General features: G+C 40.4%; 23 protein-coding genes. 5 read left to right on the forward strand and 18 right to left on the reverse strand.

Translation table 11 applies throughout. The features are described from left to right. The first annotated feature begins 226 nt into the window (after positions 1-226). On the forward strand, positions 227-838 hold the full coding sequence (rpsD, locus tag E6139_RS07130) for a 30S ribosomal protein S4 (protein ID WP_316402372.1): 612 nt from the start codon (positions 227-229) through the stop codon (positions 836-838). Positions 839-1,273: 435 nt separating this feature from the next. On the opposite strand, the gene E6139_RS07135 is transcribed toward rpsD, so the two are convergent. From E6139_RS07135 to E6139_RS07145, 3 genes are all read right to left on the reverse strand, one after another. Beyond that, positions 1,274-1,807, reverse strand: coding sequence for an XRE family transcriptional regulator (locus E6139_RS07135; protein ID WP_316402373.1), 534 nt, complete (start codon positions 1,805-1,807; stop codon positions 1,274-1,276). A 62-nt stretch (positions 1,808-1,869) separates the two neighbouring features. Next, positions 1,870-2,253, reverse strand: coding sequence for a hypothetical protein (locus E6139_RS07140; RefSeq protein WP_316402374.1), 384 nt, complete (start codon positions 2,251-2,253; stop codon positions 1,870-1,872). Between the two features lie 3 nt (positions 2,254-2,256). Continuing rightward, on the reverse strand, positions 2,257-2,463 hold the full coding sequence (locus tag E6139_RS07145) for a helix-turn-helix transcriptional regulator (RefSeq protein WP_316402375.1): 207 nt from the start codon (positions 2,461-2,463) through the stop codon (positions 2,257-2,259). A gap of 193 nt (positions 2,464-2,656) precedes the next feature. Here E6139_RS07145 and E6139_RS07150 point away from each other — a divergent pair, with 193 nt between their 5' ends. Continuing rightward, positions 2,657-3,613 (forward strand): DUF975 family protein, encoded by a 957-nt coding sequence (locus E6139_RS07150; protein WP_316402376.1) that lies wholly within the window; start codon positions 2,657-2,659, stop codon positions 3,611-3,613. Positions 3,614-3,669: 56 nt separating this feature from the next. Here the strand turns inward: E6139_RS07150 and E6139_RS07155 are convergent, their stop codons facing one another. Beyond that, entirely contained in the window at positions 3,670-4,242 is a 573-nt protein-coding gene (locus E6139_RS07155; protein WP_316402377.1) for a TetR/AcrR family transcriptional regulator, read from the reverse strand. 145 nt (positions 4,243-4,387) lie between these two features. On the opposite strand from E6139_RS07155, the gene E6139_RS07160 reads away from it, so the two are divergent. Next, complete coding sequence (locus E6139_RS07160) at positions 4,388-5,506, forward strand: alpha/beta hydrolase family protein (protein WP_316402378.1); 1,119 nt, start codon at positions 4,388-4,390, stop codon at positions 5,504-5,506. 55 nt (positions 5,507-5,561) lie between these two features. On the opposite strand, the gene E6139_RS07165 is transcribed toward E6139_RS07160, so the two are convergent. From E6139_RS07165 to E6139_RS07185, 5 genes are all read right to left on the reverse strand, one after another. Then, the gene (locus E6139_RS07165) at positions 5,562-6,266 is read right to left on the reverse strand and encodes a TVP38/TMEM64 family protein (protein ID WP_316402379.1); all 705 of its coding nucleotides are present in this window, start codon (positions 6,264-6,266) and stop codon (positions 5,562-5,564) included. Beyond that, positions 6,266-7,192: a sulfurtransferase gene (locus E6139_RS07170; RefSeq protein ID WP_316402380.1), complete on the reverse strand. Its 927-nt coding sequence runs from the start codon at positions 7,190-7,192 to the stop codon at positions 6,266-6,268. The genes E6139_RS07165 and E6139_RS07170 overlap by 1 nt, the downstream gene beginning before the upstream one ends. A gap of 315 nt (positions 7,193-7,507) precedes the next feature. Beyond that, positions 7,508-7,948 (reverse strand): hypothetical protein, encoded by a 441-nt coding sequence (locus E6139_RS07175; protein ID WP_316402381.1) that lies wholly within the window; start codon positions 7,946-7,948, stop codon positions 7,508-7,510. 4 nt (positions 7,949-7,952) lie between these two features. After that, complete coding sequence (locus E6139_RS07180) at positions 7,953-9,008, reverse strand: hypothetical protein (protein ID WP_316402382.1); 1,056 nt, start codon at positions 9,006-9,008, stop codon at positions 7,953-7,955. Between the two features lie 271 nt (positions 9,009-9,279). Then, complete coding sequence (locus tag E6139_RS07185) at positions 9,280-10,128, reverse strand: MerR family transcriptional regulator (protein ID WP_316402383.1); 849 nt, start codon at positions 10,126-10,128, stop codon at positions 9,280-9,282. 88 nt (positions 10,129-10,216) lie between these two features. Here E6139_RS07185 and E6139_RS07190 point away from each other — a divergent pair, with 88 nt between their 5' ends. After that, a complete protein-coding gene (locus E6139_RS07190) occupies positions 10,217-11,245 on the forward strand; it encodes a Gfo/Idh/MocA family oxidoreductase (RefSeq protein WP_316402384.1) in 1,029 nt (342 codons plus the stop codon). A 59-nt stretch (positions 11,246-11,304) separates the two neighbouring features. Here the strand turns inward: E6139_RS07190 and E6139_RS07195 are convergent, their stop codons facing one another. The 6 genes from E6139_RS07195 to E6139_RS07220 form a co-directional block, all read right to left on the reverse strand. Next, positions 11,305-12,519 (reverse strand): ABC transporter permease, encoded by a 1,215-nt coding sequence (locus tag E6139_RS07195; protein WP_316402385.1) that lies wholly within the window; start codon positions 12,517-12,519, stop codon positions 11,305-11,307. Next, positions 12,509-13,195 carry an ABC transporter ATP-binding protein gene (locus E6139_RS07200; protein ID WP_316402386.1) on the reverse strand — a complete coding sequence of 229 codons (687 nt, stop codon included), beginning with the start codon at positions 13,193-13,195 and terminating at the stop codon, positions 12,509-12,511. Before E6139_RS07200 ends, E6139_RS07195 begins: the two co-directional genes overlap by 11 nt. Beyond that, positions 13,192-14,010, reverse strand: coding sequence for an efflux RND transporter periplasmic adaptor subunit (locus E6139_RS07205; RefSeq protein WP_316402387.1), 819 nt, complete (start codon positions 14,008-14,010; stop codon positions 13,192-13,194). The genes E6139_RS07200 and E6139_RS07205 overlap by 4 nt, the downstream gene beginning before the upstream one ends. A gap of 230 nt (positions 14,011-14,240) precedes the next feature. Next, the gene (locus tag E6139_RS07210) at positions 14,241-16,136 is read right to left on the reverse strand and encodes an FAD-dependent oxidoreductase (RefSeq protein ID WP_316402388.1); all 1,896 of its coding nucleotides are present in this window, start codon (positions 16,134-16,136) and stop codon (positions 14,241-14,243) included. 76 nt (positions 16,137-16,212) lie between these two features. After that, positions 16,213-18,819 carry a family 78 glycoside hydrolase catalytic domain gene (locus E6139_RS07215; RefSeq protein ID WP_316402389.1) on the reverse strand — a complete coding sequence of 869 codons (2,607 nt, stop codon included), beginning with the start codon at positions 18,817-18,819 and terminating at the stop codon, positions 16,213-16,215. Between the two features lie 75 nt (positions 18,820-18,894). After that, positions 18,895-20,247 carry a PTS sugar transporter subunit IIC gene (locus E6139_RS07220; protein WP_316402390.1) on the reverse strand — a complete coding sequence of 451 codons (1,353 nt, stop codon included), beginning with the start codon at positions 20,245-20,247 and terminating at the stop codon, positions 18,895-18,897. Between the two features lie 215 nt (positions 20,248-20,462). On the opposite strand from E6139_RS07220, the gene E6139_RS07225 reads away from it, so the two are divergent. Continuing rightward, on the forward strand, positions 20,463-21,476 hold the full coding sequence (locus E6139_RS07225) for a helix-turn-helix transcriptional regulator (RefSeq protein ID WP_316402391.1): 1,014 nt from the start codon (positions 20,463-20,465) through the stop codon (positions 21,474-21,476). A gap of 456 nt (positions 21,477-21,932) precedes the next feature. Here E6139_RS07225 and E6139_RS07230 read toward each other — a convergent pair whose 3' ends face one another. The 3 genes from E6139_RS07230 to E6139_RS07240 are packed head-to-tail and all read right to left on the reverse strand — an operon-like array spanning position 21,933 to position 24,888. Then, positions 21,933-22,595 carry an ABC transporter ATP-binding protein gene (locus E6139_RS07230; RefSeq protein WP_316402392.1) on the reverse strand — a complete coding sequence of 221 codons (663 nt, stop codon included), beginning with the start codon at positions 22,593-22,595 and terminating at the stop codon, positions 21,933-21,935. Continuing rightward, on the reverse strand, positions 22,595-23,830 hold the full coding sequence (locus E6139_RS07235) for a hypothetical protein (protein WP_316402393.1): 1,236 nt from the start codon (positions 23,828-23,830) through the stop codon (positions 22,595-22,597). The genes E6139_RS07230 and E6139_RS07235 overlap by 1 nt, the downstream gene beginning before the upstream one ends. After that, on the reverse strand, positions 23,827-24,888 hold the full coding sequence (locus E6139_RS07240) for a hypothetical protein (protein WP_316402394.1): 1,062 nt from the start codon (positions 24,886-24,888) through the stop codon (positions 23,827-23,829). The genes E6139_RS07235 and E6139_RS07240 overlap by 4 nt, the downstream gene beginning before the upstream one ends. Positions 24,889-25,235 lie beyond the last annotated feature (347 nt).

Here is a 25,235-nt window from a genome sequence, read left to right on the forward strand (position 1 = left end):
CAAAAAAGCAACACCTGAACTTGACTCGGCTTGCTCTTTTCAGTTATACTGACATTTGTGTAAAATAATGCAGCAGAGGAATAATAGCCCGTCCCCAGTTCGTTGCCAGTATTGGTTCAATTGTGTAACCGCGGCTGCGAAGGTGAAGATTGAAGAACGAACTACACGGATATGAATTTTTCAACGGATTATTTTACTCCAAAACAATTTATTGGAGGAATTTTTAATGTCACGTTATACAGGACCATCATGGAAACAATCTCGTCGTCTTGGTATCTCATTATCAGGAACAGGCAAAGAATTAGCACGTCGTCCATACGCACCAGGTCAACATGGACCAAACAGCCGTGGAAAGAAATCTGAATACGGCTTGCAATTAGCAGAAAAACAAAAATTACGTTTCATCTACGGATTAAACGAACGTCAATTCCGTAACTTATTCTTGAGCGCTAGCAAAATCAAAGAAGGTAAACACGGTGTTAACTTCATGATCTTACTAGAACGCCGTTTAGATAACGTCGTTTACCGTTTAGGTTTGGCTTCAACTCGTCGCCAAGCTCGTCAATTAGTAAACCACGGTCACGTAACTGTCGATGGCAAACGTGTTGACATCCCTTCATACGAAGTGGAAGTTGGCCAAGTAATCGGTATCCGTGAAAAATCTAAAAACATGGTTACTGTGAAAGAAGCAGTTGAATCAGCTGTTGGTCGTCCTGCTTTCGTAAGCTTCGACGATGAAAAATTAGAAGGTTCATTCACTCGTTTACCAGAACGTGATGAAATCAACCCAGAAATCGATGAGTCACTAGTCGTTGAATACTACAACAAATTAATGTAAGACTTCTTACAGACACTCAAGTCCTTGGGAACGAGGATTTGGGTGTTTTTTTGTATAAGCAGATAAATTGGAATCAACGCGTAAAAGAATATTAGTTAGGAGGATAATTATTTACGGAGGAATAAAACGACAAAATCTGAAGCTGCTGAAACGACCGCAACGATCGAAGAGGTAACTACTGTGGGACCAGAACAGATGATTATCCGCAACGCAAAGCTTGCTATTGTCTCATATGCTGTTGATGGGTACAAATACATCGCCAAAAAAAAGTATTACTGTGCCTATATTTTTTCAAGTTGGCGATACCGTAAAAATCAGATATGAGAAAAATGATCCCACGAAGTTCAAGCGAATTTCACCACGCTTCGTATAATTGGTAAAAAAATACACCCGCATTCTCGTCCTCAAGAATACGGGTGCGCTTTTTATATTTATTTAATAATCCAACTGCTTCAACCTTAGCTTGGCTTCGTCTTCATTAATAAAGTCGATTGTATACAGATGTCCGATATTCTGCTTTAGATTTTCCAGTTTCCGATCGTTTTCAAATAAGTTCAACACACGTAAAATTCCTCGTGCTACGATCGTTCCTGATCCGCCTGATCCCAATTCAAAACCTAGCTCCGCTGTTTCAGAGACTTGGCTTCGCTTGATTTCCTTCATTAATTCACGGAAATCTCCTTTGACCAGAAATTCATCTTCCTGTTCTTTGACCTTTTGCTTCAATTCATCCGCAGTCGTGACTTCAAACAGTGCATCGCTGTCTCGGATTCTTTTTAAATCCGTCAAAAGCACATCACTAGCAACATTTAGCTCTTCGCTCAAGCTATTCAATGTTTCCTCAGAATAGTTTTCTGGATCTCTTTTGCTGACTTTGGCTAACTTTTGTTCGGAGAATGCTTCATTTTTCAAAAACGCCTCTCTGGAAAGCCCCTTTTCCTTCAAGTAAATATCCAACACATTTTTCACAACATCCACTCCTTCTTGTTCAAAAAAATCCAACAGCATCCATTTATTGGTTCACATTTCTATTAAAGCCGATAGCGTAATCTATTGATCAAAAGACAGATCGCAAAAATTCCCAGATCCACACCAAAGGATTCTAAATGCAGATGAAGCTCCTCCAGCTTGTAAATGAGTAAACCTGGCATGACTACTAAATTGATGTCCTCTCCGGTCTTCTCGAAATACACGACACGGACGATCATTTGAATAAGATGCAAAAGCACGATCAGCACAAAACTCATCGCCATAGCATCAAAAGCCACTTTCCTGACTAACTCATCATTCTTTTTCAAAAGCTCTTTCCCTAAAAAGAAGATAGATGAGAAAAAGGCATACATAGACAACAGGGCGAATACCAACAAAGCCCCAGACACAAAACTACTCACCCCTGTTACACGAAAAAACGCCATAAATTATTTCTTCCCTTCTAAATAAAATATTTCATCAAAGGGCATATCAAAATAAGCCGCTATTTTTAAAGAAAGCTCCAAACTAGGATTATACTTTCCCTTTTCGATCGCAGTCATCGTCTGGCGCGAGACATCTAACGCCTGTGCCATTTCCTTTTGCGGGATCTTTTTTTCTTCTCTTATTTTTCGAATATGATTAACAACGCTCAATTTGTTCGCTCCCAGTAAAGATATCTTTACTAGATGATAAGCTATTGTTCAAGTAGTGTAAAGGAATATTTGCTGGTCCAATCGCCGCAGAATTCTTTTTCACAGGAATTGTTGACGAACCTCAGTTTATCGATGATAATTGATAGTTGAAAATGAATTGCTCATTTCAAACTAATAGGAAAAAGGTGGAAAAATGAACTATTGTCCAAATTGCGGGGCAGAAATACGTCCGGAAGCAAAGTTTTGTCCGTCTTGCGGGTATAATCTAGAACAAGAAGGTCCAGCGGTTGGGCCCCAAACAGATTCAGAAAGCAACGAACCTAGCTATCAACCAAAACAGCAGGAACCTATGAAGCTGGAGCTAGAAAAGGCAGAAGGCTTGAACATCACCCGTGCTGAAATCAAAAAACAGGCACAAGAAAAATTATCCGGCAGATACGGCGAATGGTGCAAAACGATCATTTTATTGATTGTTGCCAATTTTGTCGCCAGCTTTATTTTTCAAATTGCTTATGTCCGCTTTTTTACTAATGGGATATTGGGGATGTCCAGTTTAATCAACCCATATGGTTATTACGGAGGATACTATGATTACGGCTATGGCTACAGCAGACCGTATTCCGGCATTTCACTCTTTTTATGGTTCTTAGTGATGATCGCTGCGTTGATCCTGATCTTTTTGATTGCTGCATTAACTACTGCCGTCTTGCAATGGTGTGCGATCCATACTCTTAGAGGAAATCGCGCGGACGGCCTACAGATTTTTGCCTATTTCATCAAAGCACAAAAAAATCGTGTCTTGAAGGCAAACGTCTTGATCGCCATCTATACGTTCTTTTGGTCGCTGCTTTTCGTCATTCCGGGAATCGTCAAAACGGCTTCTTATGCCATGACAAATTACCTGTTAGAAAAGGATGACAGCTTAAGTGCTTCGGATGCGATCTTATTGAGTCGTCAGATCATGCATGGCTACAAGCTGGAATTTCTGATCCTGCGCTGCTCCTTCTTTTTCTGGAACCTCACTGCGATCTTCCAGGTTACAAATTTTTACGTAATGCCCTATCAAAATGTGACCGAGATCCAATTCTTAGATATGCTTTATGAACATTACATTGAACAAAATAAAGAATCTCTGCAATTCTCAAACTAAATAGTCGAAAAGCCTTGAAAACTCGCTTACGAGAATTCAAGGCTTTTTTGTGGTTGTTAGGTCAAATAGGGTTGAATTAATGAGGTCAAGGTTTCTGATAAAGACATATTCTCCCTATCATCGTAATAGGGCGTCGTTACTTGGTACCACGTGTAAGTAAGATAAGATATCGTCGTCACTAAATGCTGATAAGCTGAAGCTGACAGATCACTCCTCATGCTCCCCGCCTCAACCAATACCCGAAAAATCGTTTGATAAAAGTTTGTCAGCCGCTTCCTAAAACTCAACAATTCTTCCTTCATGCTGGGAAATTCTTCATGGATATTGATGATGTACTCGTAATAAAAGCGATTCTTTTCGCGAATATCTTGAACCTCATGAAAAGAATTCAGCAATACGTTCATGGCATTTTCTTGCGTGATCTCGCTATCGAAGACAGAAAAGAACTCTTCGTAAAGCTCCTTTTGAATTCTTAATAGCAAATCTTCTTTTTTGGGAAAATGGTAGGTCAAGTTCCCGATCGTTGTACCAGCAGCCTCCGCTATATCTCGCAACGATACGTTTTTATACCCCTCTTGTATAAATAATTCCTTTGCACTTTCATAAATAGCCGTTTTCTTATCCGTCATAAGCACCCTCGATTGTTCTATTTCATTTATCATAATCGAATCCAAGAAAAAAGTAAAAAAGAAATTGACAACGCCTCCAGTACATCGTACTATCATTGTATAGTACAATGTACTGGAAAAATAGTTTACTAAAGGAGAGAACGACATGACGATTAGAAGAAGACCACCCGCACAAGACATCGGCCGGATTTTAGGCGGTAAAATGGCACCAGAAGATTTCATTAAAATGATGAACGCGACTGAACTCAATTGTGATACCTTAGAAAAAATTGCTGAGAATGAAGCGGAAGATTTTGTAAACGTTTGCGAACGCTTAGGTGATGAAGCCTACGCTTATGCAGAAAAAAATGAGCAAGCAGGCCACTTGGAAACCGCTAGCGAATACTACTTCAATGCAAATGCCTTATATCGTTTGGGAGACTATGGGATCAAAGGAGTCGATGAAGAAAAGTATCGCATCTACGGAAAACTAGTTGATAGCTTCAAGCGCAGCAAACAATTAATGAAAAAGAAGGAAGTCCAATACATCGAAGTGCCTTTCGAAGACAAAAAAATGCCCGCGTACCTATTGCTGCCTGAGAACGCACCGAAGGATGTTCCGGTCGTAATCTGCGTCGTTGGGGCAACAGGCTTCAAGGAAGAAAATTTCATTATCGCCGAAACAGTACTGAACCGCGGAGCAGCCGCGATCATTTTCGATGGACCGGGCCAAGGGGAATGCAATTTGAATCGTGACTTATACCTGACTGAAACTAATTATGATGAAGCGGTTTTAGCAATCGTTGATTATATAAAAGATCAGCCTAACTTAGGAGATAAAATCGGACTTGCTGGGGTAAGCTTTGGCGGTTATTTGGCAACCAGCGCGGCTTGTCGTTACCCAGAAGAATTTTCAGGTTTAGTTGTCAGAGGCGGCTGTTCGCAGCTTGACCAGTTAACGATGCACAGCTTTGCCGGCATCGACAAATTTTATCTATACAATTTCCTAAATAAGTTCGATGTGGAAACGTTAGAGGAAGCAGAGGTGATTTCCCATAAAATGAAGCTTGATGATGTTCTCAGCAATATCACCTGTCCGGTTTTAGTTCAGCATACAGCAGAGGACCCGGTGATCGGCACGGCGGGAGCAAAAACAATCTATCAAAATTGCTCCAGCAAAGATAAGGAGTATTATGAAATTCCCGGCGCGGTTCATTGCGGCAACAATGAAGCACAAAAAACGTGTACGTATGGGATTGATTGGCTCTTAGATCGATTGAAGTAACGCGCAAACAGCCTGCACAAACTAACTTGTGCAGGCTGTTTCTTTGCTGATTAAATTATTTATTCGTCTTCGCCTGTCTGCTCTGGTAGATCTGCTTAAAGACATAAACAGCGATAAACAACGCAAACATGCTCAACAATCCGAAAAGAATTGTCTTCGTACTGCCGGTCAGATTACTGCCGACATAAGAATAAACGACTGTTGCCGGCAGCTGTCCGATTCCTGTCGCAATCAAAAATGGGATCGGCTTGATCGCCGTCAAACCGGCTGCATAACTGATAAAATCAAAGGAGATAAACGGCAGCAGACGGCAAATCAAAATCGTATGCTTGCCGTAACGATCAAAATACTCATCCAGCTTTTCAAGTGAAAAGTTTTTGTTCAACCGCTCCACGATATCTCGTCCCGCGATCCGCGCAATGTAAAAACAAACCAGTGCTCCCGCCATCGCGCTCGTCCACGAAAGCAATGCTCCCTGCCACCAGCCGAAAACCGCCGCATTCGCAAAGGTGATCAAAAAGGCCGGCAACGGCGCGATGATTGATTGAAACATCATCAGGAAAAATGAGATGACAATTGCCCAGACGCCAAAGGATCGTAAATAGCCTACGATGCTCTCCACGCTCATGGAACGAAACAGCATCAGAACTTGTGTGATTTTCGAGCGAATCTCTGGAACCAGGTAAAAGCCAACCAACGCCAGTAAAATGACCAGAACCAAAAGAATCCTGGCAAATTTCCGCTTGCTCTTCTTATCCATTATTTTTCAACATCCTCGACTTTAGCCCAGCGATAGTAAGAGCCGTCATAGTTTTTCACCTGCTTGAAGCCGCACATATCCATTACCAATTCCATGTAAGCCGAACGAATCCCTGCGGTACAATAAGCAACAATCTTGTCGTCTTTTTTCAATCCTGCATCTTCAAAAAGCTTCGTCAACGCTTCTTTGCTCTTCAGCTTGCCGTCTTTTTTGAAGATATCCGTGAATTTAATCTGGATCGCATCTGGCAGATGACCCCCTTTGGCTTCACCGTATAAAACTTCGCCTTTATACTCTTTGTCTTCACGAACATCCACGACTTTGTAGTCATCATAATCCTTCTTCAATTCTTCTGTCCGAATGATATGCTTCTGATCGATCGAGTCGATCTTGACATCGACAGGATCCAACTTTGTACTTTCAACTGCCGTTTTAAGTCCAGTCTTCTTCAGTGCCGCGTAGCCGCCATCGACCATTTTGACATCTTTGTAGCCAGCCGCTAATAACTCCCAAGCGATCCGTCCGTCATCGCCCCAGCCTTTTTGCGCGCCAGCAAACAGCACAACTTCTTTATCCTTCGCGATCCCTTTTTCGCCTAAGCGTTTTCCTAGCTCAGCTGGTTCCAGAATCAGGCCCCACTTCTCATCGCCTGAGGCTCCTTCTTCGACTGAAGCAAGGTTTTGCCAACCGATGGCAGTCGCGCCCTTGATCGTACCTTTGTTGGCTTCTTCCTCGCCACGCGCATCGATCAAAATGATATCATCCAGATTTTTCTTTACATAATCGGCGTCCACGATGTACTCGCCGGTAAAGCCTGATGCTTCTTTTTTCTCAGATTTGGCTGTATCGGCTTCATTCCCACCGCCGCCGCAGCCTGCTAATCCCAAGGTAACTAATGCTAACAATCCAATAATTGTTTTTTTCATTCTTTTCTCCATTCATTTGTCGTTTTTACTTCGATTTTCTATCGAAGCCCAGGACTCTCCCTCTTTTTGCGTAGCCCGTTCAATTGACCCCACAACAAAGAAACATACCCTCGTATGTTCCCAAACGACTTTCCTCAATGAATGGATTCCATCCATGGCAAAAGAAGGTCCGTTGGGGAGGAGAATTTCAAATTCACATTCTTAGAGACTCTAAGGCAGAGTGTTACACACGATCACTGATGAAAATTCAAAATACTCCCTCCCCTCTTTCTCCGTTTTGCCCCTTAGTAAAAGTATATAAAACGCTTTATGGTTTTACAACAGGTCATTCATCGATCGCAAAATAACCTTGGGCTCCTCTTCTTCATCCTCCGTGTCCCACAAGGACACAAATTGAAATCCTTTCAAATAAGTCCCAGCTGGCCATTGCTTCATTAGAAAATCAACTTTTTCTGTTAACAGGCGCGGGGCCTCATGTGGTAAAAGCCGCTCGAAGGATTGGATGATCTTGTCTTCTTCGTCTTCCTCAGGATACGCTTCGAATGGGTCGCCAAAGAGTACTGTCTCCGTCCTTTTGACAGCATAAGCCGCTTCCAGCGTTTTGAAGATTTCGATCCCCTTTTCATCAAAAAGCTTGGCCGTCGTCAAACTCTCTAACGTTTGATGAATACTTTTATTCGATTGCTCCTCACTATTGTTGAAACTCCAGCTATGGGTTTGCCCCACGCCATTGGTAAATACTGCTTCCACATTCATTTTCTTATTTTCCCCTTTTCTTAAAGTATTTCGCGACTTTGTTTCGAAGCTTCCTTTCATCTTTCTCCTTGTCTCTCTGTTCTTGGCTTTTTCCAGAAGTCTGATTGGTTTCCTGTTTACCAGCTTTTTTCTGCTTTTTAGCGCTCGAATGCTGATCAGCAGGCGGATCCTTTTCCTTCGTTGAATCGGGCGGTGTCTCCAGCGTTCCTGAAGACTGCTCTGCCGATTCATTCGGATCGCGTTCGCTTGAAATACTTTGATCAGCCAATTGCCTATCAATCAAATCTCTGACTGGTAGATCTTTACTGTCCTCGTAATTTCCAATCGGAGTGTTTTTCGGTTGCTTTTCAGTCTTTTTGCCAGCGGCTTTCTTGCTGCTTTTCGGTTTCGGCGGGTTCTTTTCCGCAGTCTCCTCAACCGCCTCGGCTTGTTCTTCTTCTTCAATAAATTGCAGATCCGGCTTGAACGCGTCGCGATGAAAATCAACGAATTCGCAGAATTTTCGGACGCCATTCGTCTCGAATATTGTCAGCATCGTCAGGATTTTCAAGGCACCCGCAACTTCTTCCCGGTTCTTCGTTGGATGGGCATTCTTCAGCGTCCAGGTATGTTTTCGCCCATTCGCTCCTATAAAAACAGATTTGAGGACAAATTGATGATCAGCCAATTCATCCGTTCTCGTCGGGTCCTTTTCCTTCAGATACGCTTTATATAAACGCGCTTCCTCAGTGGCAGCAAGAAAGTTAGTGTTGTCACGATACAGGCGAGCGCTAATTATTTTCCACTCATTTTTATCGAAGTAGTCCTCAAAGAACACGCTAAAGCGACGCAATGTATTAGTGGGTGCTGCGTTCAGAAATATTTCTCTGATTACGTCCTGACAGATAAAGGGAATATCAGAAAAGTTCAACGTCAACGCTTGCCGTACCAAGAGCGTGACCACATATTCAATGACCGTCGAGACATCTTTGGTCTCACCGTAAAATTTGATGATTCGTTTTTCAAGATTACTGCCCAGCATATTGAACAGCTGCCGTTTTTCCAAGCGCTTCATTTGCATCCTCTTCCACTCCTCTAATCATTTTTCAGTAGTAATATAAACACACATACGTCTCATATAACGCTTTCATTCCCTCGTTCTACAAACTTTATAATTTAAAAATAACTCTCAGTTAAGAAAAAAGCTAGCCCATTACTCGTTTTTTTCTACCCTTTCGACGTTATATTTTTTAAAAAAATGAATAAAACACAACGATTATGGTATGGAACTGACTATTGAACGGTTTTAAATAACTGTCAAAATAACAAAAAAATACAGTCACAGACTGTATTTATTTCCATAAATTTTCTACTCGTTTCTTGACTGGGATCTGCATCCGAATAAACATCCTTCGATTCATGGCATCGGTTTTATTTTTTTCATAGACGACTTCGCAGACATAATCGCCTACGATTTGATAATTTTCCTGCTGAAGCGCCGCTTTGAACTGACTCAAAGCCGGCAGCTCCTCCTTGAAGGAATGACAATAAAAGGTCGCGTACAACCCGCTCTTCAGGCTTTCCTTATGATCAAAATGACTTGGCGTAAAAATGAACAGCTCCTGCGAGACAAAGTCTTCTGCTAAAAATTGCTTCTTAGACATAATCGAACCTACTCGATTAAAGCGGCCGATCGGCATTTTTAATTGACTCACATGATTCTTGAATGCACGTAAGTAATATTCATATTCCTCATCTGACATCTCATAAATATTTTTGTCGATGGGATAGGTCAAGACCGGACGAGCTGGAAAATGAGCCACCTCGATCTCGGTTTGGTTTTTCTTCTCCTGAAAAATCAGTGCTCCCGCCTGAAAGGAATCAATATCTTCAAGCTGCTGATCTAAGGCAGCCCGCTGCTCCAAGAGCTCCTCTTTCTTCCGCTCGACTGTCTGGCTGAGCTCCGCCAAGCCCTCCGTGTCATTCATGATATGCTTGATCTCCTCCAATGAAAAATTGAACTGCTTCAAAAATTGGATATTATCGACGGCAGCCGATTGATTGATATGATAATAGCGGTAATTACTCTCTTCATCGATAAATGCCGGATGCAGTAAATCGATCTGTTCATAGTAGCGCAGGGTTTGAACAGAGATATTGTTGTACTTCGCAAAGTGCCCGATCTTCATTTTCGCAAACATTCCACAAACTCTCCCTTGACTCTATAGTTACTATAGACATTATACTATTATTGTGAAATACAACACAATAAAAAAGGAGGACATTTCATTGGGTTTACAAAAGATCAAAGTTGTTCAGTTTGGGTGCGGCAAGATGGCAAAGGTAATCATCAATTATCTGTACAAACATGGGGCTGAAATTGTTGGTGCGATTGATACAAACCCTGAGGTTGTTGGAAAAGATATTGGTGAGTTCGCGGAGTTGGGGTATGCTACAGGAATCAAGATTTCGGATAATGCGCAGGAAGTTTTTGACAATTGTGATGCAGATGTTGCCTTAGTGACGATCTTTAGCTACATGCCGGAAATGTACGAATTTTATGAATTGTGTTTGAAGAATAAGGTCAATGTGATCACCACTTGTGAAGAAGCGATCTATCCATGGAATACCTCCCCAGCCGAAACCAACAAGCTGGATAAGTTGGCGAAAGACAATGGTGTGACGATCATGGGTGCTGGTATGCAGGATATTTATTGGATCAATATGCCTAGCCTGATGATGGCTGGGATGAATGACATCAAGAAAGTCAAAGGAGCCGTTAGTTACAACGTGGAGGATTACGGCTTGGCATTGGCTGAAGCCCATGGTGCCGGCTATGATCTCGAACGTTTCGACAAAGAAATCGCTCAAGCAGAAAGCCTGCCATCTTATATGTGGAATGCCGGCGAAGCGATTTGTTCAAAAATGAACTGGACGATCCAAAGCATATCTCAAAAGAGCGTACCATTCACGTTGGATGAAGATGTTTACTCAGAAACATTGGGAGCAACGATCAAGGCTGGTGATGCGATCGGCATGTCGGCTGTGACGACGATCAAAACCCATCAAGGCATCGAGCTGGAAGTCGAATGTATCGGAAAAGTGTATCGCGAAACCGATGGTGATATGTGTGATTGGGAGATCACCGGCGAACCGGATATGGTCTTCTCATTAGATAAACCCGATACCGTTGCTCATACCTGTGCGACGATGGTGAATCGGATTCCATCTGTGATCAAAGCCCCGGCTGGTTTCATTACAGCAGAAAAAGTTGCTGGACCGGATTATATGACTTACCCAATGCATCTGTATTTATAAGATGAACGAGAAAATCGCCCGTAAACCAACTGTTTACGGGCGATGATTTTTCATTCTATTTATCGCAACAACGAAACAATATCTTTCTTCGCCGCACTTTTCGCTGGCAACCAGCTAAAGACGATCCCGATCACAACTGATAACCCAAAGGCCAGCGTCACCGTGAACAGATCTGGACGCACCGACAACGGTGTAAACATACTGATAGCAAAGCCTAGCAGCATCGCGATTAGATAGCCGATCGTTCCGCCAACTAAAGTCAATGAGATCCCTTCCAGCAAGAATTGCATCATGATATTGCCTTTTGTGCCGCCCATTGCTCGGCGGACACCGATTTCTTTGGTCCGTTCTGAAACGGAGATGTAGATCATGTTCATGACTCCGATCCCTGAGATAAAGAGTGAGATTCCGCCGATCACAGATATTAGAAGCGTGATGCTGGTTAACAGCATCCGTAATTGATCCACTTGTCCTGCTAAATCCTCAGTCTTATAGCTTCCCAGTTCTTTCCAAGTCCCGTATTTTTTTAAAGTTTCTTCGGCTTCCTTCGAAACATTTTTTACATTGGCCGTTTGCTTCATTTTTACTTGAATCATGCTGCGATCTTCTGAATTGAAATAGTTTTCGAAGGCATTTTCAGGCACCTCCGCCACCACATAATCCTCCTGTGTTGACACAAGTGAACCTGCATTGCGATCTGCCATGATGCCGACGACTTCAAACAAATGACCGCCGATCTTAACACTTTGCCCCACTAATGAAGCCGGTTCTTCCTTTTGAATCGCTTTTGCCGCTGTTTGATCAATCACGACAACCGGATTTTCATTGTAATAATCGCTGGATTGAAGCGGACGACCATACAGGACCTCGCTCCCTTCATTTTTCAATAATTTGAAACAATTCCAACGACCATCATTCCCAACATCATCAAAGGTTTGATCCGCGTACTTGATGCCATTGCGGGAATTGTCATAATAGCTCACCGATTGCACCCCAGGGATACTCTCGATCTTACTGATATCCTCTTCAGTAAACGCATCTAATCCATTCTCATAGAAGTCCCCATTTTTCGGTGTATAGGTATACCCGACGCTTCCGTCAAACTGATCCAAGCCGATAAATTCCGACGCATAATTTTCAAACGCACGACCAATTGAAAAGACGGTGATTACGGCAGATACACCGATAATCAAGCCGATCATCGTCAAAAAGCTGCGGCGTTTATTTTTCCCGATTGCCCTGAAGGAGGTTTTCCATACTTCACTAAACCGCATGGGCAACACCTTCTTCCAAGATCTCACCATCTTTTACGGTGATGATCCGCCGACAATAGGCTGCTGCATCAGGGTCATGGGTCACCATCAGGATCGTGACCTTCTCTTCCTCATTCAAACGTTTAAATAATTGCATGATTTCTTCAGAAGTATGACTATCTAGCGCCCCCGTTGGTTCATCGGCTACGATAAATTTCGGATTGCCAACGATTGCCCGGGCGATCGCTACCCGCTGCTGCTGACCACCGGAAAGCTGCTTCGGCAGTTTATTGTATTTATCAGCGATGCCGACCTTTCGTAGAGCCTCCATCACCAGCGGCTTGGTTTGCTTCTGCTTCATCCCGCCATATAGCAGCGGCAGCGCCACATTTTCCATCACCGTATTGTTATCGATCAGCTGGAAGGCTTGAAAAACGAAGCCCACGGATTTGTTTCGCAGCGCCGAAAGCTTCTCATCATTAAAACGATAAGCGTCCTCCCCCTCAAAGCGATACGTTCCTTCAAAATCCCCATCCAGAAAACTAATGGTATTGATCAGGGTCGATTTTCCCGAGCCAGACGGACCCATCACCGCGACAAATTCGTGCTCATCGATGGTCAGACTGATGTCCTTCAAGACATGGATGCGCTCCTGATCGGCTGTGTATAATTTGTTGATATTTTCCATCACAATCATTCAACGGTCACATCCATCCCATCCTTGACGCCTTTTGCATCTTTGATAATTTTGTCGTGTTCATTCAAGCCTTCACGCAAAATGTAGTAGCCATTGCCTTTTTCAACAGTTACTGCCTGTTTTTTCGCTTTCCCTTTAACGACCGTATAAACAGCTTGTTCATCGTCTTTTTCTACTACACTCTTAAGCGGCAAATGAATTTCATTGCGAGGAATCAGCAACTCAACGGAATAGCCCACAGGAATTGCTTCATCGGGAACCGCTGTATAATTGTAGGTTACTAAGCTATTCGTGTCCTCTTTTGTTGGTTCATTATTCATTTCCGCTAATGAAATGATTTTTCCTTTAACGGTTTTTTCGTTGTTCGCATACTTGATCTCGATCGGTTCATTCAAAGCCACCTTCGAACGGTCATATTCTGTCACCGTTCCTTTGATGGCTGATTCTTCACTCTTCAAGACCATCAAAGCCTGCTGTGGATCATTCTTCGCGTCTTCATTCATCGATGTCACAACTGAATCATTCGCCGCGCGAATCACTTCACCCCAGCGATAGGTCACTAAAATCTGATCCTTCGTCACATGGTCCCCTTCGCTAACGTGAATCGTTTGAACCGGTCCTTTTTCCGCGTTCACTAGAACCGTTTGTTTTTTCGTAGATTGGACCTGTCCCTTTAAATGCAGCGGCGTTTGCTTGCTGACTTGGTACATCTCCACTGAGGTATCATCTTTCGCATTTGCTTGGGTGTTTTGATAGAGAAAAAAACCAGCCCCCGCAACCACCAACACTCCGATACCAATAAGAATTTTTTTCATTTTTAACGCCATTCCTTCCCTTTATAGAATTCTTTCACTTGTTTACTCTATAAATTTTAGAGGAAAGTAAAGGGAACGGCTTCCAACGAAAGTACAAACTCCGACTAGTCCTTTAGACCGAAGAACATTTGTTTTTTTATGGGTTTAAGTTTTCAGTTAAGTCGTATAACTTCTTGACCCAATATCTTTGCACCACTCGTGATCCATAAAGTGTCTGTCATTGATTTCTCTCAGTAATCAAATAGATTCTGCACTATCGTATACCCCTCAAATGTCGCATCCATTATTTTACCTACACGATTGCAGTCGCCAATCATCACTGTCTGCTCAGCAAGACCATAAAAAGACTCGGCGAGCTCACGGTTTGACCGCACACCCGTACAAACAATCAAGTGATCGAAATCAAGTATTTGTTCATTTGTATCACTAGACTCTACGATGCAGTGATTCTTCTCAATTTTTTTACACGTTGTTTTAAAAAGAACAGATAATGTTTCAGCCTGATTTATTTTTTGCTTCAAGGCGATTTTATACAACTCATTACCTTGCGCGGCCAACTCTTCTGACACCTCTACCAGTGTGACAGTTTTATGATGGATCAACGATAGTTCAAGCGCGATTTCCGCACCGATTGTCCCGCCACCAAGAACAACAATCTTATCACCTAGTAATTTTTCCTGCTCAATCGATTGTGTTCCCGTTAACACATTTTCACTATCAATGCCTGGGATGGGTGAGATAAACTCCTGCCCACCAACTGCAACAATCAAAGCATCTGGCTGATAATCCTTAATCGTCTCAGGTGTTGCTTCAGTGTTCAACTGGACGTTCACCTTGCTTTTATTGATTTGTGTCTGATAGAACTTCAGCAAGCGAGCAATTTCAATTTTGAAATATTCTTTTGCTACATATTTTAGCTGTCCACCTAAAGCATTCGATTTTTCTAAAAGAGTGACTTTATGACCGGCTTTGTCAGCAGTAATTGCGGCGTTAATACCCGCCGGTCCCCCACCGACGATGACGATATTTTTTGTTTGTTTAGCAGGTTTTATTTCCATGGAAATGAAGTCTTCATTGTTGTATCTTGGATTGACGGAACAGCCTACATTCTTATGATTGGTCGCTATATGGTAGCACTGCAAACAGCGGATACAAGCGTGAATATCCTCAGGATGTCCGGCAAGCGCTTTCTTGGGCCAATAGGGATCGGCAACGAAACTGCGTCCAAAAGCTACTAAATCCACCACTCCATCAGCAATCAAAGCATTGGCTTCTTCTGGTGATAAGACAGCGCCCACTACACTGACAGGAATATGAACCTTTTGCTTCACTTCTTTTGCCCAATGAATATTGGGCATCAGCGGTTCAAAATTAGTTGTTGCCATATGAACATTCGCATCGCGATTCATATCCAATCCTGCCGAAATCTGAACCATATCGATATGCTTTTCTGCCATCTGGATAAACGCCACCACGTCCTCAAATTCGATCGAGCCATCGACCCACTCATAGGCGCTGATCCGCATATCGATGGGAAACTCTTTGCCTACTGCTCTACGGACCGTTTCCAATATTTGCAATGGAAATCTGGCGCGATTTTCCAAACTGCCGCCGTATTCATCCTTACGTTGATTAAAGTAAGGCGAAAGAAACTGCGCCGGTAACCAGCCATGGCCGAAATGCATAAAAATCGTATCAAAACCAAGCTCTTTGGCCTCTTTCGCTGCCTCGTAATAATAGTCTAAGGTCTCATCCATCATGGCCTCGTCCATCGCTCTTACTTCAATGCCATCCGCTCTCACATATGAGGACGGACCTTTCGCATATTCATAGCAGCGAGCCTCTCTTCCACCATGAAAAATCTCAATAGAAGCCTTAGCACCGGCTTGTTGGATCTTCAAAATCTTTCTGCGAGTCTGTTCATACTCATATTTGCTGAAAACTGGCAGTTCGTCTGGACTCTTGAAACTGGACCGATATGGTTCTACGATCGTGTGTCCAGCAATGACGATACCTGCTCCCCCCAGTGCCTTCTCCTCGAATGTATCATTGAGTGGCGCCGCGACGATACGATTTTTTACCATCATTGAATTGATTTTTATTGGTGAGAATAATTCTTTAAACATGACCTTCCCTCTTTTCTGCCTTTCCAAACGATCCTTTAAATTTGTGTTGTTTGATTTGGGGTAGCAATAATTCTTCTCACGAATAAGAAACATTCATTGGTTTCTTTATTGGTACCTTTATTGTTAGTACTTTTTCGGTTTCACCTTCAATTAAGAAGGATTCACTGTGTTCATAGTTCTGACTAATTTTTTCTACATAAGGAAGTTCTTTAGGAATTCTCACTTCAATAACGATACTTTTAGGCATTTTTTGATAATTGATTGCTACTTTTCCTACTTCCGTTTTAATTGATCCACTTATCCATTCAATTGGCAAATCAATAGCTGGATTAATTTCCAATTGATGATTTGTAAGTTGTAATCCCAACAATGCTTTCACAAACCAGTTGGAATACGATGAGAACATCGCATGATTCAGCGAACCAGGCTGTCTTTTTTTCTGAGTGGGGATAGGGAAGTATTCTGCTAAGGCGGCATTTCCAGTTTTCAACATGTCATAGTAGCTGGGACTATTCTCTCGCATCAGCCAGTCATAGATGAGTTGATTCTCTCCAGCTTCGAAAAGAAGCTCATATGCCCACGACATGCCAAAAATACCAAAGGAAAAGATCGTATCATTTTTCTTAATTTTATTGATTAAATGAGTCATTTGCCGCTCTCGATCTTCCTCCTCTACCAAGCCAGCCTGAATGGCAAAAATGTCGCTGGAAAGTGTTCCCCCGGCAAAATCACCTGTCTCAACATTGAAATCTTCAAGTAGCGTTTGTTTGGCAATCGTCATTTTTTTATTTAGACTTGCGAAATGAGTTGGCGGAATAATACCCTCAGCTATCAATTTGAGATAAGCATTCAACAGGATCACATACATACATCCTGTACAAAAGGATTGATCCGGCGAGGAGATAACACCGTCTTCTTCTTGTGAATCAATCGCTCCCCAGTCTCCCAGACAACAGGCGCGTATAAATGAAAAATCAAAGCGCAGCAAATACTGTATATGTTTGTCTAAGATGTTTTGATACTGCTGGACAAACACCTCTTCGTGATAATTTTCACACAAAGACTGTGCAAGAGTCGGTAATACTAACTGCCAGCCCAATGAGCCTGCATTATTCGATGGACCATTTGTCATGATCCCCACAAAAGGAGCTGTTTGAGGTATTCCGCCATCAGCTATCTGAGCATCTACAAAATCAAGAAATACTTTTTTGACAAGATCCTTTATATTACTCGTCGCTACATGGGAAGATAAGAGTGCTACGACATCTCCGCCGTAACCAAAGCGCTCTCTTGTACAATCTTCAAAATACGAATGCATGTTATTTTGACGGGTATTTAAGGCCGCTTGCCAGAGCTGATTGAGTTTGTCTGAAGAAGAGTCAAATTCAGTGATAACTTCCACCGCAGAAAAAATACGATAAGCATGTACTTCTTCTAGAGGAAAAGTATCGATGTTCGTTTGTTTTCTTACAAAAGCATATCGAAACGAGTGATAGGTATACTGGTTGCTGAAGGATAAAGCTTTTTGTCTCTTTTTAATTATCTGATCTTTTTGGATGATCAATTGATGAAACTCTTTTCCCTTCAATTGTCCATAAGTACCGCTGATCGTCGAGGCATAATCTAGCTGATTCGTTTCGTCGATCGCTTCCCCATAAGTGATTTCAACAATACCAGTCATTGATGCAGGCAGCGTAAAAGCCAACTGACCGCTGATAATTTGTCCGAAGTCAATGACCCATCCTTGTTCATTTTCAATAATCGAATGCGGAACTATTTTTTCCTGACGAGTGATTTTCGGAATGAAGCTAGGAACCAGTTCCCCTGTCGGTCCCGAAATACATACGGTTTGTTCCCGAACATTCGCAGTAGGCATTATCTGATCCGTGAAGACTTCTCCAATATAAAGATCATTTTGTAGAAACGGTCCACAGGAACTCTTCCAATCCGTATCTGAAATGATTCGTTCAGAGTAAGTGGGCATTTCGATTCGTATGTCGCAAATCATCGTAGGCTTACCGATTGCAAGCTGCTTTCTAATATTGTATTTGCCTAAAATCAAGATAGGCGCTGGATTGTACCAGCCATTGGCTAATTCGACTGTGAATGTGTTTTTACCAACGACCAGATAGTCGTCTATCCGATAGGTATCGTAATAAATTCTCTGGTCATAACTCGTGACATCTGAATTTAAGTAAGCATCCGAAATTCTATGTCCATTGATTTTCAAGGTATAATAACCTAAACCACAGATATCGATAAAAGCTGCTTGAGATTTTCCTTTTAACTCAACCTGTTTTTTCAAAACAATATTCGGCTTATCATTGAAGTATAGATTTTCCTTCTCGATTGGATTGTCTAATCGAGTGATCCAGTTTGCTTGCTGCAATTCATGGTTTTTCGTATAAAATTCACCGCTTATATGGGCAATTTCCTGGTGTTCTTTGTAACACACAAGCTTAACCGTATACCCTCTGCGTTCAGAGTGATTAGGTAAATCAATCTGCTGTTCTTGTTTAATTGAATTCTCCTCAACTTTGAAAAGACTTCGCTGCTTATTGTCAAGAAGCTCCAGCGAATAGCTCGTTTGTCCAAATACTTTCCAAGTTACTAAGATTGGTTCTGTTAAGTCAATATTCAGCGGATTTACTTGTCCATTAACTTTTAGTTGTATATCATTCAATCATCTCACCACTTTCAATAAAATTGCCTACTCACTACCATTTTCTAAGATCAATGATCGTGAATAGACAACCTGTTATTCTACCGTTGCTTCCTGTTCCTTTGTTTCCAGTTCTTGCTCTACGATTCCTTGACTAACTTGTGATATATCTTCCCCTTGTTCCTCTAAGTAAATTTTTCGATCAACCATTCTTACAAACGGCATCCAGAGCAGAACACAAGCAACCAGCTGAACCAGTTGAAGAAGAGCTCCTGAGATACTTCCCGTGACGAAATAACCGCTAATCAAAATTGGCGTTGTCCACGGTAATTGTGCTACTCCGGTAGGAATTGGAACCAAGTGCAAGGCAAAGGCAGCATATGCAATAACTGTACTCAAGGCATTGCCTAAGCAGAAAGGAATAATATAGCTGACATTCAACATCAAAGGGACACCAAATAATGTTGGCTCTCCAATATTAAATATATAGGGTGGTCCAGCAATTTTCCCCACCTCTTTATACTGACGGCTTTTAGCTATCAGAATAATCGCAATGATTGAACCGATAATACCAATTGAGGTGAAATGATTTTTGAAGCTCATATTTATGATGTTTTGTGGAAGTTCACCCGCAATCGTCGCCGCTCTATTTTGATCCTCTAAAACTTGATGAATCGGATCGGTGATCGCTTGAACGATTGAACTACCATGTAAACCAAAGAACCACAGAAACTGCTCAAATATTTTAATAAAAACCATCCCTACTACTGAACCGCCGACCATTGTTAAAGGAATGCCTAACGTACTGTTAATGAGTAACATCGCCTCTGTATGTAAGCCGAGCTCCAAAATGAGACGGATAACAAAGAAAAGCGTCACAACAATAAAGGAAGGAATGATTGATTCAAAAGGTTTTGAGACCGCTGGCGGCACAGTTGCCGGCATTTTAATCTTGATATCTTTCTCATCAATCTTTTTATAGGTAAGTACCGTAACAATACTAACGATAATCCCCAAAAACATCGCTTGGGCACCAATTTTCGTCATACTGATGAAGCTGCCAGTATCAGTAACATCAAGAGGCGTTAACAATATAAATGAAACAAGAGCTGTTAAAATACATTGCAATACATCGGTTTCCAGTTTTTCTGCCAAACTTTTAGCTAAAGAAATAACCACTATCAGACCGCCAATTGCGATGGTCGCGTTGTTAACATAAAGCAGTTTGTCTACCCATGTCGGACCAAAAATCGAGGTGATAAAATCGGTTACTTGTACAATTGGAAAAAAGGCAATAATTAGAAAGATCGATCCAATAAAGGTAAACGGCATGTAGGCTAACATCGCATCACGAACTGCCATTACATAAATATTCTTATTGACTTTATCAGCGAACATCCCCAACTTGCTCTGAAACTTGTCACTAAAGGTCAATTTATTCTTATTCATATTTTTCTCCTTTTGACTTATTTTGCTGATCAGAGTATCATTTCGGTAGCGCTACCATAACCTTATTATAAGAGATTCAGACAGATGTTCAATGACCATAAAAAACCAAAACACTAACCATTTATTACTTATGAAACAAATGCTAAGATATCAAAAATAGCGAAACACTAAACCGTGTGAAGTTACCGACTGGATAAAAGGAGCGAAGAATACGTATGAATAAACAACAAATAAGAGACTACCTTCTCAGCTATACGGACACTGAGCGCAGCGCTCTTAGTCAGAAGTCCGATCCGTTTAATATAGAAACGAATGAAGAACTTTCTTATAACAAGACCTTGGATCATGCGATATCAAAAAATGAAAAAATGCGCGACTTTCTAAATGACAGTCAGCTATTGATCGTTAAGCATGCCCGCTTCTCAAGCTTACCTCCCCATTCACATGATTATATTGAAATGTGCTATGTGTATTCAGGAAAAATCGACATGGTTATCAATTCAGAAAAAATCTCTTTGAACCAAGGAGACTTTTGTTTATTGGACACTGGCGTAATCCATCAAATTCTGGATACAGCAGAGAAGGATATCTTAATCAATATTTTGATCAAAAGAGAATATTTCTCAACCAAAATGGTGAGTAAGATCGCTCATAATAGTACTCTTTCAAAATTTGCAATTGATGCTCTTTCAGAGGATCAAAAACACAATCAATTCATTGTTTTTGAAACGGTGAACCATGAGTTTATTGAAGATGCGATTTTCGGTATCCTAACCCATTACCTTGAACCTTCTATATTCTCAAAAGAAGTAATTGATACCTACATGATGATTATCTTTTCCGAACTGCTACGATCATTTCACGAGAAAAAAGTTCAATATTATCAAAGTCACAATCAATTATATATCGGCGATATCTTAACTTATATCGAACAAAGACAAGGAAATTGTACGCTCAGCGATCTTGCCCGGGTTTTTAATTTCAATAGCAATTACCTTAGTCGCTTCATTAAGAAAAATGTTGGGAAATCCTTCATCGATCTAATTCAAGAAATCCGTTTGAATCAAGCCACAACACTCCTTAGAACCACTGATTTATCAATCGAAGCCATTATTCAACAATCTGGGTACAAAAATATCAATTTTTTTTACAAAAAGTTCTATGCCGTCTTCCACGAATCTCCAAAAGATTATAGAAAAAGATTGCAGCAATTGGGCGATTCATTATAGGATCAATGAGATTACGAAAATCTTATCAATAAAAAAGAGTGCGCCTTGCAGTGAATACAGGAAAGCAGCAGCGTTAGGATTATTCCCAACGCTGCTGCTTCTTACTTCTCATTATTAATTTCTCTTGCAACACGGGTTTTTGCTTGGATATCATGCAGCATGTTTTCCGCGAATTCGCCGACGTCATCGCCGATTGAACAACCCAGAGAAGATAAGACCTACATTACCAACAATATACATCTCCGTTTCATCAAGCCTGAATACTCCTAAATAGACCATTCCTACTATTGCAAGTATTCTCCATAAAAAAAATTCCAAAATCTGAGTACAAACCAAGTATACCCCTAACGAAATTAGGAATAGGATTCATTAGAGTCTGATTCTAGAACTGGAACCTGATGGATAATGGGAAGCATTTTCGGTTCTTCTGTAGGATCATTTGACAAATCCTTGACGCTAAACTATCGATCCATCATGAATCCTAATTTGCCGTGTACATCGATCTGCAATATTCTGCTCGTGAGTAACAATGATAACCGTTTTTCCTTTCTGATTTTCTTTGATAAGCAGGTCAATAACGGCTTCAGAATTTTTAGAGTCTAAATTACCGGTGGGTTCATCTGCTAAAATGATAGAGGGATCGTTGATCAGTGCCCTGGCAATTGCTACTCTCTGTTGCTGTCCGCGAGAAAGATGATGAGGATATTTCGCTAACTGGTTGTTGATTCCTAAATACTTAGTTATCTTAGCTAAATTATTTTGTTTTTCTAGCCTATCTTTTCTCGGAAGATAGGTAGTCGGCAATAGAATGTTCTCTTTCACTTTGTAATCATTGAGGAGTCCAAAGGTTTGTAAGACAAACCCAATTTTTTGATTCCTCACTCTGGCTTGATTTTTTTTCGACCAAGTTGACACATCATTTTTAGAGAAGAGATACTTACCTTCGTCAAAATCATCTAATAGCCCCAAGACATTAAGAAACGTTGTTTTTCCGCTTCCCGACTCTCCTACAACGGCTAATAGCTCCCCTGATTCACATGAAAAATTTTCAATGTTTAAGGCTGTGAATGTCTCTTTTCCTTGATAAAAATTCTTCTTAATTTTATTTAGCTCAATCATTATTTTAACCTCCTTTTGGGCTTAATAAAGTTCCTGCCCACGGCTATAAAAATTAATAGTATATGAGCAATAAAATAGACTCCTGTACCAAATAGAATTCCTTGAAATGACCATTGCTTGGATAAGTATAGTTCGTTCAGAACACCGAGTCCTGTTACACCTGCCACCAACAGAAGAGCATAACTAAGGAAAACTATTAAGAAAATTTCTTTTTTTGTTGAACCAATCGAATAATACACCTCATATACATTTCTTCTTTTTTTATAAAGGAAGTATATAATGATGCCGAGTTGAATGACGGAAAAACAAAAGAATAAAACCATCATTATCGACTGGCTCTCAAAAGTTTCAGTGTAAAACTGTAAATCATAGTAAAAGAGAGATTGATCATTTTGAAATATTAAATTTGACATTTGGTGTTTATCACCTAATTCTTTTATTTCTCGTGCCAAATTTAAATAAGAAATTTTCTGATCCTCTTTTTTTGAAAGAAGGAAAAAGTAATCCATTATCTGTGTCTGTTCATATTCATCGTTCGAATCTTGCTCCATTTTGTTTGACAAAGGCAAGATAAGATAAGTATCTAAAGAGATGGCTTCGCTGGAACCTTGACTGTAGTCCATAATTTTCTTCGATTTCGGTATAAAACCTCTGACTTTAAAGCTTTTATTTTCTAATGAAACACTTCCAATTTCCGACGAACCAGTTGCCCTGGAAAGTTCAATAGTATCACCGATATGGTACTTTTCTCGATAACTGTTACCTAGAATCACTCCGCTTGTTTCCCCGGTAAAATCCTTCTTTGAGAAATCCGATGTTAATCCTTCCTTTTTCATCAATTCGTGATTCAAGGTTAGTAAGTTGGTTCGATATACTGTAGACCCTTTTGAAGATTGTATTTCTTCTCCATCATGATAGAAAGAATTTTTGTCTTCTGTCATAAAATTTTGATTTTTTACATAGTAATACGGTTTTTTTGAAATAGAGGATGACAGATCTTGAATCACCCTAAAATTAGCATTACTTGAAAAAGCGCTTCCTTTATTATCAATAATTCTGTAGACCGCTTGGTTTCCAATCTTTTCTTCAATCATCTTTTTGTTATCTGAATAATTAAAGTATGAATCGAAAAACTGAATGCAATTGAAACAGGTGATTCCTAAAGCTACTACTAAACAAATTCTGATAATAGTAAATGTTGTCAACTCGGATAAAATGTACTTAAAATATCTCATTCGTCTTCACCTGCCAGTATCGATATAATCGACATTCGTTTAACGTAAAATGTTGTTGACAGTAAAAGAATTATTAATAAGCCTAAATATAGTCCGCCAACATCTAAACAAGACTTAAGAGCTACTGTCAGACCATAGTCAGTACCTAAAGAAAAGTACTGAATTGATACTAAAAAGATGAGAACCGCAGCAATAAATGCAACGGATAACAAACTTAAATATTTGGAAAATGTTGTTCTGATAATACCTAAGGTTGTGCCTCCAATCATTTTCCTGATTCCAATCTCCTTTTTCCAGTAGTCAAATTTTTGATAGTATTGAATAGCTATGGAAAGTACAGCAACAATGAACAGCTCAATAGCAAAGATTTTAAAATCTCCAGACATCTTGGTGAAATTTTCAGCGTCAGGCTGTACTTCAAATCGACGACCATTATTAGGATCAGGAGGTGGATAGCCAAAAAACATCTTAATTGATATAAGCTCTTGATTAGATTGGTTCAGGAAGGGTGAGAGAATTGACATATTTCTTACTAATGAAGAAACCTCTTTCCTACTTAGTGCATGATTTCCATTTATGAGTACTGACTCATTATAAGGAGAATTCTTTAAAATGCCTATTACACGATAATTTTCTCCTAAAATATTGAGTCTTCTTGTCTTTCTTTCAGATCGAGATAATGTTTCAAAAACATCTTTTCCAATAACAGCTACTGCTCGAGTATCCTCAGTATCGAAGTATTTCCCTTCTGCCATGAGTGGATTTTTAAGCGATCTTTGGGGAAGGATAATCTTTGTATTACTTTGTACATTATAATTTGGTAAATCAAATTCAATGATTGACGAGGAAGAGGTTAGCTTTTCTATTCCAGTAAGTAAGTTTGATTTTTCATAAGGTATTCCCGTTAAAAAGTCTGATTTAATTTTCATTTGATAATAGTCTCTATTTTCTTCATAAAATCGTCCTTGCTCATTAACATTATTAAATAGATAAAGAGTAATAAGGAAGGTTCCAAAAAAAATAAAAAACAATAATTTATTATTTAATATATTACGCATAATAACTTCTCCTTTTTCAATCGGCAGTATTTAAAACAGTTCTAGTTGCAAGTTTAACAATGGAAGGAGTTAAACTTGCAACCAAAACATATCACTTTGTCTTGCTTTACATGTTGGTAACTGAACAATTAAGCGAAAAAGGTATTCATACTAGTATTGATTCTAATGCGGGATAGTCTATTGTGTATTATAACCATATCCTCCCTGAGCATTAGTACTTCCTGTAGCCTAAGCAGATAAGGTGTTGTAGTAATAATAAAAATTTGTTTTTATCTATCTATGGTTTAATGGTACTGAATCAAATTTTGAAATTCCAATCCAAGAATTAGGAACAAAAAAAGAAATAT

The sequence above is a fragment of the Enterococcus sp. genome (assembly GCF_032555305.1).
Taxonomy (GTDB): Bacteria; Bacillota; Bacilli; order Lactobacillales; family Enterococcaceae; genus Enterococcus_A.

Bases quoted from the DNA above. Each gene is read 5' to 3' on its own strand.
- E6139_RS07240 (WP_316402394.1), bottom strand. From the start codon at position 24,888: ATGCGTAATATATTAAATAATAAATTATTGTTTTTTATTTTTTTTGGA.
- E6139_RS07180 (WP_316402382.1), bottom strand. From the start codon at position 9,008: ATGCAAATGAAGCGCTTGGAAAAACGGCAGCTGTTCAATATGCTGGGC.
- E6139_RS07170 (WP_316402380.1), bottom strand. From the start codon at position 7,192: ATGAAAAAAACAATTATTGGATTGTTAGCATTAGTTACCTTGGGATTA.
- E6139_RS07230 (WP_316402392.1), bottom strand. From the start codon at position 22,595: ATGATTGAGCTAAATAAAATTAAGAAGAATTTTTATCAAGGAAAAGAG.
- E6139_RS07225 (WP_316402391.1), top strand. From the start codon at position 20,463: ATGAATAAACAACAAATAAGAGACTACCTTCTCAGCTATACGGACACT.
- E6139_RS07165 (WP_316402379.1), bottom strand. From the start codon at position 6,266: ATGGATAAGAAGAGCAAGCGGAAATTTGCCAGGATTCTTTTGGTTCTG.
- E6139_RS07150 (WP_316402376.1), top strand. From the start codon at position 2,657: ATGAACTATTGTCCAAATTGCGGGGCAGAAATACGTCCGGAAGCAAAG.
- E6139_RS07175 (WP_316402381.1), bottom strand. From the start codon at position 7,948: ATGAATGTGGAAGCAGTATTTACCAATGGCGTGGGGCAAACCCATAGC.
- E6139_RS07140 (WP_316402374.1), bottom strand. From the start codon at position 2,253: ATGGCGTTTTTTCGTGTAACAGGGGTGAGTAGTTTTGTGTCTGGGGCT.
- E6139_RS07160 (WP_316402378.1), top strand. From the start codon at position 4,388: ATGACGATTAGAAGAAGACCACCCGCACAAGACATCGGCCGGATTTTA.
- E6139_RS07185 (WP_316402383.1), bottom strand. From the start codon at position 10,128: ATGTTTGCGAAAATGAAGATCGGGCACTTTGCGAAGTACAACAATATC.
- E6139_RS07200 (WP_316402386.1), bottom strand. From the start codon at position 13,195: ATGATTGTGATGGAAAATATCAACAAATTATACACAGCCGATCAGGAG.
- E6139_RS07220 (WP_316402390.1), bottom strand. From the start codon at position 20,247: ATGAATAAGAATAAATTGACCTTTAGTGACAAGTTTCAGAGCAAGTTG.
- E6139_RS07235 (WP_316402393.1), bottom strand. From the start codon at position 23,830: ATGAGATATTTTAAGTACATTTTATCCGAGTTGACAACATTTACTATT.
- E6139_RS07155 (WP_316402377.1), bottom strand. From the start codon at position 4,242: ATGACGGATAAGAAAACGGCTATTTATGAAAGTGCAAAGGAATTATTT.
- E6139_RS07210 (WP_316402388.1), bottom strand. From the start codon at position 16,136: ATGTTTAAAGAATTATTCTCACCAATAAAAATCAATTCAATGATGGTA.
- E6139_RS07195 (WP_316402385.1), bottom strand. From the start codon at position 12,519: ATGCGGTTTAGTGAAGTATGGAAAACCTCCTTCAGGGCAATCGGGAAA.
- E6139_RS07205 (WP_316402387.1), bottom strand. From the start codon at position 14,010: ATGAAAAAAATTCTTATTGGTATCGGAGTGTTGGTGGTTGCGGGGGCT.
- rpsD (WP_316402372.1), top strand. From the start codon at position 227: ATGTCACGTTATACAGGACCATCATGGAAACAATCTCGTCGTCTTGGT.